General features: G+C 74.3%; 11 protein-coding genes. 7 read left to right on the top strand and 4 right to left on the bottom strand.

Annotated features, from left to right (window positions below; all coding sequences use genetic code 11):
• Positions 1-170: 170 nt before the first annotated feature.
• Positions 171-713: an ATP-binding protein gene (locus tag ACGFZP_RS03135; RefSeq protein ID WP_392927956.1), complete on the bottom strand. Its 543-nt coding sequence runs from the start codon at positions 711-713 to the stop codon at positions 171-173.
• Positions 714-1,262: 549 nt separating this feature from the next.
• On the opposite strand from ACGFZP_RS03135, the gene ureA reads away from it, so the two are divergent.
• The 3 genes from ureA (at position 1,263) to ACGFZP_RS03120 (ending at position 4,826) form a co-directional block, all read left to right on the top strand.
• Positions 1,263-1,973, top strand: coding sequence for an urease subunit gamma (ureA, locus tag ACGFZP_RS03130; RefSeq protein ID WP_392927954.1), 711 nt, complete (start codon positions 1,263-1,265; stop codon positions 1,971-1,973).
• Positions 1,974-2,043: 70 nt separating this feature from the next.
• Positions 2,044-3,747 carry an urease subunit alpha gene (locus tag ACGFZP_RS03125; RefSeq protein WP_392927953.1) on the top strand — a complete coding sequence of 568 codons (1,704 nt, stop codon included), beginning with the start codon at positions 2,044-2,046 and terminating at the stop codon, positions 3,745-3,747.
• A 35-nt stretch (positions 3,748-3,782) separates the two neighbouring features.
• A complete protein-coding gene (locus tag ACGFZP_RS03120; RefSeq protein ID WP_392927951.1) occupies positions 3,783-4,826 on the top strand; it encodes an agmatine/peptidylarginine deiminase in 1,044 nt (347 codons plus the stop codon).
• Between the two features lie 4 nt (positions 4,827-4,830).
• Here ACGFZP_RS03120 and ACGFZP_RS03115 read toward each other — a convergent pair whose 3' ends face one another.
• On the bottom strand, positions 4,831-5,055 hold the full coding sequence (locus ACGFZP_RS03115; RefSeq protein WP_392927948.1) for a hypothetical protein: 225 nt from the start codon (positions 5,053-5,055) through the stop codon (positions 4,831-4,833).
• A gap of 178 nt (positions 5,056-5,233) precedes the next feature.
• Here ACGFZP_RS03115 and ACGFZP_RS03110 point away from each other — a divergent pair, with 178 nt between their 5' ends.
• Complete coding sequence (locus ACGFZP_RS03110) at positions 5,234-5,839, top strand: TetR family transcriptional regulator C-terminal domain-containing protein (protein ID WP_392927947.1); 606 nt, start codon at positions 5,234-5,236, stop codon at positions 5,837-5,839.
• A gap of 22 nt (positions 5,840-5,861) precedes the next feature.
• On the opposite strand, the gene ACGFZP_RS03105 is transcribed toward ACGFZP_RS03110, so the two are convergent.
• On the bottom strand, positions 5,862-7,517 hold the full coding sequence (locus ACGFZP_RS03105) for a hypothetical protein (RefSeq protein ID WP_392927945.1): 1,656 nt from the start codon (positions 7,515-7,517) through the stop codon (positions 5,862-5,864).
• A gap of 293 nt (positions 7,518-7,810) precedes the next feature.
• On the opposite strand from ACGFZP_RS03105, the gene ACGFZP_RS03100 reads away from it, so the two are divergent.
• The 3 genes from ACGFZP_RS03100 to ACGFZP_RS03090 all read left to right on the top strand — a co-directional run bounded on the left by ACGFZP_RS03100 (position 7,811) and on the right by ACGFZP_RS03090 (position 9,821).
• Positions 7,811-8,326 carry a hypothetical protein gene (locus ACGFZP_RS03100; protein WP_392927943.1) on the top strand — a complete coding sequence of 172 codons (516 nt, stop codon included), beginning with the start codon at positions 7,811-7,813 and terminating at the stop codon, positions 8,324-8,326.
• Between the two features lie 140 nt (positions 8,327-8,466).
• Positions 8,467-9,132, top strand: coding sequence for a DUF3105 domain-containing protein (locus ACGFZP_RS03095; protein WP_392927941.1), 666 nt, complete (start codon positions 8,467-8,469; stop codon positions 9,130-9,132).
• Positions 9,129-9,821 carry a DUF305 domain-containing protein gene (locus ACGFZP_RS03090; RefSeq protein WP_392927939.1) on the top strand — a complete coding sequence of 231 codons (693 nt, stop codon included), beginning with the start codon at positions 9,129-9,131 and terminating at the stop codon, positions 9,819-9,821. Before ACGFZP_RS03095 ends, ACGFZP_RS03090 begins: the two co-directional genes overlap by 4 nt.
• Positions 9,822-9,934: 113 nt before the next feature.
• Here the strand turns inward: ACGFZP_RS03090 and ACGFZP_RS03085 are convergent, their stop codons facing one another.
• On the bottom strand, positions 9,935-11,353 hold the full coding sequence (locus ACGFZP_RS03085) for an MFS transporter (protein WP_392927937.1): 1,419 nt from the start codon (positions 11,351-11,353) through the stop codon (positions 9,935-9,937).
• Positions 11,354-11,451 lie beyond the last annotated feature (98 nt).

Raw genomic sequence — 11,451 nt, 5'->3', positions numbered from 1 at the left:
TTTCAGCGTGTCGTTCGGTGGCGAACGACCAATTCCCCCCGGGGCTGACCGGGGGTCGCACCCGGGCTTGGGCCGGGGTCGTACTCGGATTCGAGCCCGGGTGGGAGCCCGCGCGCCGGTCCGGGCGGATCCGGGGCCCGGTCCGGGCGGTTCCCGGGCCCGGACCGGGCTCAGGAGGGGGCGAGCTCGAACCAGGTGACCTTGCCGTCCCCGCGCAGCTGCACCCCCCAGTCGTCCGCCAGCGCCTCGACCAGCAGCAGCCCGCGACCGGAGGTGGCGTACTCGGCGTCCGGATCGCGGCGGCGGCCCGGCAGCCGGCTGGCGCCGTCCTGGACCTCGATCCGCAGCCGCAGGTCGGCACCGAGCACCGCGTCGAACACCGCGCCCTGGTCGGTGTGCAGCAGGGCATTGGTGACCAGCTCGGAGGAGAGCAGCTCGGCCGTGTCGGACAGCTCGGGCACCCCCCAGTGGCTCAGCGCCGAGCGGAGCCGCCGCCGCACGGCACCGACCGCGACCAGGTCGGCCGGGTCCAGCGCCAGGTGCAGTCTGCGGTGCAGGGCGCAGCCCGGCGCCGGTGCACCCGGCAGCGGCCCGCCAGGGGCGTTCGCCGCACCGGTGACACCGGCCGCTCCCGGCGCACCGCCCTGGGCCCTGGGCCGGAACGCCTCCCCCGAACCCGTCCGCTGCCGCGGGAATCGCGCCTGACCGTCCATCAACACATGCCCCCGCCCTCGATCCGGGCACCCGCCACGGATCCCCCGCCGGCCGGGCAGCCCTGTCGTTCTGACCACTCATCCTCATGCCCAGCTGACGGCGTTTGCAACAGTGCGCGTGCGATCACCCGGGGTGAAAGGGGCACGGGGCGGCCTGCGTGATCCAACTGCCCGCGCCGGACAGGTTTGCGATGCGTACGGGCCCTTTCGACCCTTCTTCGCTCCCCCGCCCCTCCACCACCCTCCTCCACGAGCCCCCTCCGGCCCCCCGGCGGCCCTCTGCGGCCCCGGCAGCCCCGGCAGCCCCGGCAGCCCCGGCAGCCTCCGCCGACCCGCCGACCCGCCGGCCCTCCGGTCCTCCGGCCTCCCCCGGGCCGGGGCGACCCGGGCGGACCCGGGCGGGGCGGTCCGGCGCGCGGAACGCCACCATGCGGGCAACGCTGGACAGGGCGGCCGGGTCCGGGTTCAATGGCCCGAGATGTTTGAACGCCGTTCTAACTCCATCCCCGTCTCCCTCCCCCTCACCCCGGCGACCGCGAGCGAGGAACCGTGCGACTCACCCCCACCGAGCGGGACCGGCTGCTGATCTTCACAGCGGCCGAGCTGGCCCGCGCCCGCCGCGCCCGGGGCGTACGCCTCAACATCCCCGAGGCGCACGCCCTGATCGCGGACACCGTGTGCGAGGCCGCCCGCGACGGCCGGCGCCTCGCCGAGGCCATCGAGGCCGGCCGCAGCGTGCTGACCGCCGCCGACGTCCTGCCCGGCGTGCCGGACGTGGTCACCGTCGTCCAGGTCGAGGCGGTCTTCGAGGACGGCACCCGGCTGGCCGTGGTCAACGACCCCTTCAAGGGCGCCGGCTCGCTCGGCGACGAAGCCCCCGGCGGCGCGCTGATCGGCGACGGCACGGGCTACGACCCGATCGAGGAGACGGTCGTCCTGCCCGTCCACAACACCTCCGGGGTGCCGATCTCGGTCACCTCGCACTTCCACTTCTTCGAGTCCAACCCCCGGCTGGCCTTCGACCGGGCCGCCGCCTACGGCACCCACCTGGCGGTCCCGGCCGGCTCCTCGGTGCGCTTCGACCCGGGCGCCACCGTCGAGGTCGGCCTCGTCCCGATCGGCGGCGGGCGCGTCGCGATCGGCTTCGCCGGCCTGGTGGACGGCCCGCTGGACGCACCCGGCGCCAAGGAGGCCGCCCTGGCCAAGGCCCGCGCGACCGGCTACCTGACCGATTTCGACGACGCCGAGGTGGAGTCATGAGCGAGCAGGGCGAGCAGTTGAACAGGGCCGCCACCCGGACCGCGTCCGGTGAGCGAAGCGAGGCCCGGGCATGACCGCCATCACCCCCCACGACTACATCTCCGTGCACGGCCCCCGCGCGGGGGACCGGATCCGGCTCGGCGACTCCGGCCTGATCGTCCGGGTCGAGTCCGACTCGCAGGCGCCGGGCGAGGAGTTCCTGGCCGGCTTCGGCAAGACCGCCCGGGACGGCCTGCACCTCAAGGCCGCCGCCGTCCGCGACACCTGCGACGTGGTGATCAGCAACGTGCTGGTGATCGACGCCGTCCAGGGCATCCGGAAGACCTCGATCGGCCTGATCGACGGCCGGATCGCCTCGATCGGCCGGGCCGGCAACCCGGACACCCTGGACGGCGTGGACGTGGTGGTCGGCACCGGCACCACGATCGTCTCCGGCGAGGGCATGATCGCCACCGCCGGCGCCATCGACACCCACGTCCACCTGCTCTCGCCGCGGATCATGGAGGCCTCGCTGGCCTCCGGCGTCACCACGGTCATCGGCCAGGAGTTCGGCCCGGTCTGGGGGGTGGGGGTCAACTCGCCGTGGGCGCTGCGGCACGCCTTCAACGCCTTCGACGCCTGGCCGGTCAACATCGGCTTCCTCGGCCGCGGCTCCTCCTCCGACCCGGCCCCGCTGGTCGAGGCCCTCGCCGAGGGCGGCGCCAGCGGCTTCAAGGTGCACGAGGACATGGGAGCGCACACCCGTGCGCTGGACACCGCGCTGCGCGTCGCCGAGGAGTACGACGTCCAGGTCGCCCTGCACACCGACGGCCTCAACGAGTGCCTCTCCGTCGAGGACACCCTCAAGGTCCTCGAAGGCCGCACCATCCACGCCTTCCACATCGAGGGCTGCGGCGGCGGACACGTCCCCAACGTGCTGAAGATGGCCGGCGTCGAGAACGTCATCGGCTCCTCCACCAACCCCACCCTGCCCTTCGGCCGGGACGCCCTGGGCGAGCACTTCGACATGATCGTCTCCGCCCACGACCTCAAGGTCGACCTGCCCGGCGACGCCGCGATGGCCCGCGACCGCATCCGCGCCGGCACCATGGGCGCCGAGGACGTCCTGCACGACCTCGGCGTCATCGGCATCACCTCCTCCGACGCCCAGGGCATGGGCCGCGCCGGCGAGACCGTGCGCCGCACCTTCGCCATGGCCGGCAAGATGAAGGCCGAACTCGGCCCCCTGGACGGCTCCGGCTCCTACGGCACCACCGAGGCCGGCGACGACAACGAGCGCGTCCTGCGCTACATCGCCAAGCTCACCATCAACCCCGCCATCGCCCACGGCCTGGCCCACGAGGTCGGCTCGATCGAGACCGGCAAGCTCGCCGACATCGTGCTCTGGCGCCCCGACCACTTCGGTGCCAAGCCCCAGCTCGTCCTCAAGGCCGGGTTCCCCGCGTACGGCGTGGTCGGCGACCCCAACGCCTCCACCGACCGCTGCGAACCCCTCGTCCTCGGCCCCCAGTTCGGCGCCCACGGCGCCACCGCCGCGGACCTCTCGGTCGCCTTCGTCGCCCGGGCCGCCGTGGAGAACGGGGACACCATGCCGACCCGCCGCCGCCGCGTCGCCGTCCACGGCACCCGCGGCATCGGCCCGCGCGACATGGTGCGCAACGCCCGGATCGGCCACGTCCAGGTCACCGAGACCGGACTGGTCTCGCTGGACGGCGCCCCACTGCGCTCCGAGCCCGCCGACAGCGTCTCGCTCAGCCGCCTGTACTTCCTCTGACCCCGACCGCCCCCACTCCCTGCTAGGACTCGAAGATGACCCCCACCCCCGCCTCCCTCGGCTTCCGGATGCCCGCCGAGTGGCACCCGCACGACCGCACCTGGATGGCCTTCCCCACCACCAACCCGACCTTCGACAGCCCGGAGCACCTGCACGCCGGCCGCGAGGCCTGGGCCAGGGTGGCGAACACCATCGTCCGGTACGAGCCGGTCACGCTGGTCGTCAACACCGGGGAGACCGAGGAGGCCCGCAAGTACGTCGCCCCCGAGGTCGAGATCGTCGAGCGCCCGCTGGACGACGCCTGGATGCGCGACATCGGCCCGTCCTTCCTGATCGACGGCAAGGGCACGCTCGCCGCCGCCGACTGGATCTTCAACGGCTGGGGCGCGCAGTCCTGGGCCCGCTGGGACGACGACCAGCACATCGCCGAGCACATCAGCGAACTGACGGGTGTTCGGCGCTTCGCCTCGAAGCTGATCAACGAGGGCGGCGGCATCCACGTCGACGGCGAGGGCACCGTGCTCGTCACCGACACCGTCCAGCTCGGCGAGGGCCGCAACTCCGACTGGACCAGGGAGCAGGTCGAGGCCGAGCTGCACGCCTTCCTCGGCACCACCAAGGCCGTCTGGCTGCCGCGCGGACTCACCCGCGACTACGACGAGTTCGGCACCCGCGGCCACATCGACATCGTGGCCTCCTTCGTCCGCCCGGGCGTCGTGGTCGCCCACGTCCAGCCGGACCCGGCCCACCCGGACCACGAGGTCTGCCAGGAGCTGGTGGCGATCCTGCGCGCGTCCACCGACGCCAAGGGCCGCCCGCTGGAGGTCGTCGAACTGCCCGCCCCCACCGTCCTGTCGGACGAGGACGGCGAGCCGGTCGACTACTCCTACATCAACCACTACGTGGCCAACGGCGCCGTGATCCTCTGCGCCTTCGACGACCCGCGCGACCAGGAGGCCGCCGCCGTCCTCGGCGCGGCGTACCCCGGCCGGACCGTCGAACTGGTCGACGCCCGCGAGATCTTCGCCAACGGCGGCGGCATCCACTGCATCACCCAGCAGCAGCCGAAGGCGCGCTGACCCGCTACCGCCGGTACCTCTCCAGGTCGTCGACGGTGAGGCCGTGGGTGCTGTGCACGGCGATCGAGCTGTAGGAGGAGCGGGCGGCCCGCAACCGGACCATCCGCTCCTGCTCGGCGAGCAGGCCCTCGACGTTCCCGGTCGGACCGCCGGGCCTCCGGTCCAGGTACACCACCAAGCCGGTCACGATCATGGCGAGGCCCGCGAACAGGGCGATCAGAGCGGCCATGGCCACCCCCTCGGATCGGGGTCGAACTGACTGGTGTGTACCCGCAGGAGTGGGGGGTCGAACCGTCCGGCCTCCCACTCCGTGCTGCTCCAGGCACCGTCAGTATCGTGAGGGCCCGGATCCCCCGGGGCGCGTAGCCCCCGACCCGGCCTCCCAGAGGTACAGAGGAGAAGAGCAGATGGCGGACGCCCGCCCGCGCCGGCCGGCGCGCCCCCGCGAGGAGGTCTTCGCCACCGCGCGGGCCGCGATCGCCGAACACGGGCTCGCCGGACTCACCATGGCCGGCCTCGGCAAGCAGCTCCAGATGAGCGCCGGGCACCTCCTCTACTACTTCGGCAGCAAGGACCAGCTGCTGCTGGAGACCCTGCGCTGGAGCGAGGACCAGCTCGGCGCCCGCCGCCACACCGCGCTGACCGACACCGGGCGGGACGTCCGGGAGCGGCTCGGCGAGTACACCGGGCTCTACCTCCCGGAAGGTCCGGGCGACCCGCGCTGGATCCTCTGGGTCGAGGTGTGGGGGCGCTCCCCCGCCAGCGCCGAACTCCGACAGGGACAGCTGGACATCGAGGCCCCCTGGCAGGCGGACCTGGTCGCCCTGATCGAGGAGGGCACCTCCTCCGGCCGCTTCGGCCCGGGCTCCGCCACCGAGCGCGCCTCCCAGATCCGCGCGCTGCTGGACGGCCTGGCCGTCCCGCTGGCCCTCGGCCTGGCCGGCGCCCAGCGCGGCAGGGCCCTGCAGCTGGCGGACTCGGCCTGCCACGCCCTGCTCGGCGGGACCGGCTGACCCACCGCCCCGGCCCGGCGGCTCAATCCGTCCAGACCGCGGCCGCCGAGCGGTCGTCGGCGTAGCCCTTGGCACGGACCTGGACCTGGCGGAGGAAGTCGACGGTGCCCGGCGGGTGCGGGTGGGCCCAGTGCGCGGCGAGGAAGTGCGCGACGGCCGGCTCGTCGGCGATCGGGCGCGCCAGGCCGGGCGTGCAGAGCAGCAGGATGTCGCCCGGGGTGGCCGGCACCATCCGGAAGCGGAACGGACGCGGGTCCGGCAGCGGGGCCTCGGCCGCCGGCGGCTGGCCGTCCGGGTGGTGCAGCAGCCGGGCCGCGTAGGCGTCGATCCAGTGCCCGGACCGCAGCAGGTACAGCCCGCCCGGGCCGACCCCGAAGGCCACCCGGTAGGAGGCGGCCGGGTCGAGCGAGAGCAGCAGGCAGTGCAGCGAACCGGGGGACGGCGCCTCGGACTCAGGGTGCGTGGCGAGGGCGCGCAGCGGGGCGGCGGCGCTGGTGGCCAGCCGCTGGAGGCCGTAGCGCAGGCGGTCCCGGGCGCCGTCGCGCAGGTCGGCGGCGAGCCCGCTCCGGCTGCGGCCGACGGCGGCGGCGAGCTGGCGGCAGGCCTCGACGGTGGCGGTGGAGACGGCCTGCGCAGGAGTGTCGTCGGCGCCGGAGCGGTCGAAACCGCCGAGCGCCGCGAGCAGCAGGCCGTCGGGCCCCTCGCCGAACCTTGTCACCAGCAGGGTGTCCCGGCGCGGCTCGCCGCGGTAGCGGGCGGAGTCCCCGCGGACCGAGACGGCCCGGAGGGTGGTGGAGGCGTACTGGGCGCCCTCCAGGGCGGTGTCGGGCACGACGGCGCCGAGGGTGCCCGGGTCCGCCTCGGGTACGGCCGTCGGCTCGGGCCCGTAGGTGGGCGGGCGCTCGCCGACGTGCGGGACGGCGGGCCCGGCCTCGGCGAGCGGGGAGCGGGGGGTGTGGCGGAGGGCGGGGTCGGGATCGAGGGCCTCGACGGGTTCGGCCTCGGGCTCCGGCTCGGGCTCCGGCGCCTCGACGGCCTCGGTGTCCGGGTCGGGTTCCGGTGCCTCGACGGCCTCGGGCTCCGGCTCGGGTTCCGGCTCGGGCGCAGGCTCCGGGCCCGGCTCCTCGACCGGTTCGGGCCCGGTCCCGGTCTCGGGTACCGGCTTCAGGAGGTTGGGCGCGGGGTCGCGCTCCGGCTCCGGCTCCGGCTCGGCCTCCGGCTCCACGGCCCGACCGCCCGCGTCCGCCGCCCACGAGGGGGCCTCGAACTTGCGGGTCTCCGCCGCCCGCTGGTCGCCGAACACGCCGACCGCCGTGTCAAACCAGTCGTCGATGCTGTCCCGCTCCAGTACCGCGTCCCCGGCCGCCGGAGCCTGGACCGGAGCAGGGACAGGAGCAGGAGACGCGATCGGGTCCGGAGCCTGGACCGGAGCAGGGACAGGAGCAGGAGCCGGGATCGGGTCCGGAGCCTGGACCGGGCCCGCCTCCTCGGCCTCCTCCCCGCCGGTGCGCTGGCGGCCGATCAGCCCGGCGGCCGTCTCGAACCAGTCGTCGACGCTGCCCTCCCCGTCGACCGCGCCGGGGGTGTCCGGGAGGGTGCCCGCCGGTCCTTCGTAGACCGTCTCCCACCAGCCGTCCTCCGGCCGGTGCTGCTGCGCGGGTACACCCTGCTTGCTCACGTGGCGGCTCCTGGTTGGTCCGTGATCGCGCCGCCCCCGGCGGGGCCGGACTCGACGTCATTGTCCCCAAGTGCAACGACGCTGTCCGGCATTCGGCGACAACCGGTCACCGATCGGATGATCCCGATGACCTGATTCGCACCAGATTCCCAGGGGGTTCCGTTTCCGTTCCGTCCGTGCTTGCCGGATGTGCCCCGAGCAGGGTGTTTCCGGAGTGTTCCGCCCCCGAAGCGGCTGGAAATCGGGGCCGAGGAGGGGCATCGCTTCACCCGTTCGGCTGATTAAATGTGCGCATGACCGCGTGGGCGCCCAGATCACCCTGGCCGGGGAGGACCGCACTGGCGGGCCGCCCGGTGGGCGCGCTGTGGATCCTCCTGCTGATCGGGCTGCTGACCGCACTCCCGTGCGCGGGCCAGGCCCAGGCCGCAACCCGTGCCGGGTCCGCGGCCCCGGTCCCCGCCAGCACCGTCCTCGGTCCGGCGGTCCCCTCGGTCGGACAGCACGGAGCGCCCGCCCCGCAGCACGCCAGGTCCGCTCAGCACTCCGGCGCCGCGCTGCACGCCGAGGAGCACCGGCGCTGGACGTGGTGCTCGGCCGACGGCCAGCCGCCGCACCGCGACAACGGCTGTTCCAGCCAACCGTTCTGCACCCAGGACGCCCAGCTCCCCAATCCGCCGCCGCAGCCGCAGCCTGCCGTGGCGCCCCGTCCGGACGCGGCCGAGGCCCTGCCCCGGTTCGTCCCCGCCGGGCTGCTGGTCGGCCCGCACCCGGCCCCCGATCTACACGAACTGCAAGTACACCGGTCCTGAGCGGAACCCACCGCGCCTCCTCGCCGACCCGCCGCCACCGAACGGACGACGGACGGACGGAGGGGCCGCGGATCCGCCCCCTCCCCCCCTCTCTTCAGACCGCCGCGCCCCCCAGCGCGCGGCGGGGACAAGGACACCACATGGGTTCCGCCTCCAAGCAGGGCAACAAGCCGAGCGGCAAGCAGGCCGGTCTCGACCGCCGGGCCCGCATCGCCGAGCTCCGTGCCGTCGAGCAGCGCCGGGAGCGGCGCAACAAGATCATCGCCTCGGTGGTCGGCGGCGCGCTGGTGGTCGGCGCGATAGCCACCGGCACCTGGATCGTGGTCGACGCCAACAAGGACAAGAAGGCCAAGGAGGTCGCCGCCGCCGCACCGATCGACGGGGTGCAGACCTTCGGCGACCTCAGCCGCAACCACGTCAAGGAGAAGGTCACCTACCCGCAGACCCCTCCGGTCGGCGGTGACCACAACGCGATCTGGCTGGACTGCATGGGCCACGTCTACGACCAGCCGGTCGAGAACGAGCGGGCCGTGCACTCGCTGGAGCACGGCGCGGTCTGGGTGACGTACAACGGCAAGGCCACCCCGGACGACGTCAAGGCGCTCTCCGACAAGGTGAAGGCCACCCCGTACTCGCTGATGAGCCCGTACCCGGACGAGAAGGGCACCATCACGCTCAGCGCGTGGAGCACCCAGCTGGTCGTGGACAGCGCGAGCGACCCCCGGGTGAACGACTTCTTCACCAAGTACGTGCAGGGCAAGCAGACCCAGGAGCCGGGCGCATCCTGCACCATGGGGGCGATGTGACCGTCGACGCGGCGGCGCCCGAGGAGGACGGCGAGGCCCCCCGGGCCGGCCGTCGGCGGCTCTGGTGGCCGGCTGCCCTGGCGGCCGCGCTCGCCCTCGCGCTCGGGGTGCCCGCCCTGGTCGCGAGCAGCACCTCGGCCTCCGGCTCGTCGGCCGCGGTACCGGCCGGCGACTCCCCCGAGGCCGGGTTCGCCCGGGACATGGCGACCCACCACCAGCAGGCCGTCGACCTGTCGTTCATCATCCGCGACCGGACGAGCGACGAGTCCGTGCGGACCCTGGCCTTCGACATCATCAACACCCAGGCCAACCAGCGCGGGATGATGATGGGCTGGCTCGACCAGTGGGGGCTGCCGCAGCACTCGCCGGCCAGGCCGATGGCGTGGATGAGGATGAACCACGCCTACGAGGCCCACGACGGTTCGCTGATGCCCGGCATGGCCACCAACGCCCAGCTGGCCAAGCTGCGCACGCTCAGCGGGCGGGACGCCGAGGTGTCCTACCTGCAGCTGATGCTGGAGCACCACAAGGGCGGGGTGGAGATGGCCCAGGGCTATGTCGACCTGGCGCACAACGAGTCCGAGAAGCGACTCGCCCAGTCGATGGTGATCGGCCAGACCTCCGAGATCCAGCTGATCACCGACATGCTCAAGGAGCGCGGCGCCGCCCCCGGCGTGCCGGCCCCCTGAGCGGTACCCGAGGCACCCGACCGGGGTGCGGCGGACGGCCTCCCGTCCCGCCGCACCCCGGTCCGGCGTTCAGCGCCGGTCCGCCGTCCGCGCCCGGTCCGCGCCCTCCCGGTTCAGGGCCGAAGCGGGCTGCGGGCCGGGCGGGTCAGCGCCACCGCCAGGCCCGCGACGGCGGCGAGCACCAGCAGGACCGTCCGGCCGCCGGCCCCCGCACCCGCGAGGTGCACTCCGAGCACCGGCAGCGCGGTGCCCAACGCGGTGCCGAGGCTGCGGGCCATGTTGACCATGCCGCCGCCCACCGCCGAACACTCCGCCGGGATCGCCCGCATCACCAGGGCGTTGTTGGCGGGCAGCAGCAGGCCCAGCCCGTACCCGGCGAGCAGCAGCGGGGCCGCGACCACCGCTCCCGTGACCGGGAGCAGCGCGAACAGCAGCAGCCCGGCCCCGGCCAGGGCGGCGCCCACCCGGCAGCGCGCGACGTCCGACCAGCCCCGGGGCAGCAGTGCGCCGCCGACGGTCGCGGCCACCGCGAAGGCGGCCGGGAGCAGCGTGACCACCAGACCCGCCAGGGCCACCGGCACCCCCGACCCGGTCAGCATCACCGGGCCGAGCACCAGTGGGCAGAACAGCAGCAGGTACCCGATCAGCGCGACCGCCAGCCCCGACCGCACCCCCGGGGTGTTGACCAGCCCGGGCGCGAGGATCGGCCGGGCGGCCCGCCGCTCCTGGCGGACCAGGGCCAGCGCGAGCAGCACCGAGACGGCCAGCAGCACCGCCACCGCCCAGCCTGGCAGCGGCAGGCCGGAGGCCGCCGAGAGGGCGAGCAGCAGGGCGGTGGACGCGCCGGTGAGCAGCAGGAGGCCGAGCAGGTCGAAGCGCCCGCCCTCCGGTCGGGGTGCGCCGTCGGGCCGGCTGCGGGGCAGCAGGTACCAGCCGGCCAGGATGCCGACCAGGCCGATCGGGACGTTCATCCAGAACACCCAGCGCCAGGAGGCGTGCTGCACCAGCAGCCCGCCGAGGCTGGGGCCCAGGGCGAGGCCGAGCCCCTGGGCGGCGGCCTGGATGCCGAGCGCCCGGCGCATCGCGTGCCCGGGGACGCCGCGGGCGACCAGGGCGACGCTGTTGGCCTGCATCATCGCGCCGCCGACCGCCTGGACGGCCCGGCAGGCCACCAGCACGCCGAGGCTGCCGGCGAACCCGGCGCCGAGCGAGGACAGGGCGAAGACCGCGAAGCCGCCGAGGTACATGGTCTTGCGGCCGACCAGGTCGGAGAGTCGGCCGACCGGCGCCAGCAGTGCCACCAGCACCAGCAGATAGGCCAGCGCGACCCATTCGACGGCGGCGAAGCCGACCCCGAAGTGCCGCCCGAGCTCGGGCAGGACGAGGGCGGTGACGCTGGCGGTCAACTGCCCGAGGAACGCCCCGAGGCAGACGGTGCCGACGGCGAGCCAGTGGGCGTACCGCCAGGTGGCGACGCCGCGCGGCCGGGGGCGCTCGGTGAGCAGCCGGGTGGCGAGGGCGGTGGCGTTCATGGGGAGAAACATATCGGATACAGATATGTTCTCTCAACGAGCTGATCGGTGTGCGAAGGGAACGCCGGGGCGGTCGCCACCAGGCGATACGCTGTCCG

The sequence above is a fragment of the Kitasatospora sp. NPDC048239 genome (assembly GCF_043202015.1).
Taxonomy (GTDB): domain Bacteria; phylum Actinomycetota; class Actinomycetes; order Streptomycetales; family Streptomycetaceae; genus Kitasatospora.
Note: the sequence above shows the minus strand (reverse complement) of the source record. Positions and strands in the feature narration are given on the sequence as shown.

Coding starts and splice junctions, on each gene's coding strand:
- ACGFZP_RS03125 (WP_392927953.1), top strand. CDS start 2,044: ATGACCGCCATCACCCCCCACGACTACATCTCCGTGCACGGCCCCCGC.
- ACGFZP_RS03085 (WP_392927937.1), bottom strand. CDS start 11,353: ATGAACGCCACCGCCCTCGCCACCCGGCTGCTCACCGAGCGCCCCCGG.
- ACGFZP_RS03135 (WP_392927956.1), bottom strand. CDS start 713: ATGGACGGTCAGGCGCGATTCCCGCGGCAGCGGACGGGTTCGGGGGAG.
- ACGFZP_RS03100 (WP_392927943.1), top strand. CDS start 7,811: ATGACCGCGTGGGCGCCCAGATCACCCTGGCCGGGGAGGACCGCACTG.
- ACGFZP_RS03095 (WP_392927941.1), top strand. CDS start 8,467: ATGGGTTCCGCCTCCAAGCAGGGCAACAAGCCGAGCGGCAAGCAGGCC.
- ACGFZP_RS03110 (WP_392927947.1), top strand. CDS start 5,234: ATGGCGGACGCCCGCCCGCGCCGGCCGGCGCGCCCCCGCGAGGAGGTC.
- ACGFZP_RS03115 (WP_392927948.1), bottom strand. CDS start 5,055: ATGGCCGCTCTGATCGCCCTGTTCGCGGGCCTCGCCATGATCGTGACC.
- ACGFZP_RS03120 (WP_392927951.1), top strand. CDS start 3,783: ATGACCCCCACCCCCGCCTCCCTCGGCTTCCGGATGCCCGCCGAGTGG.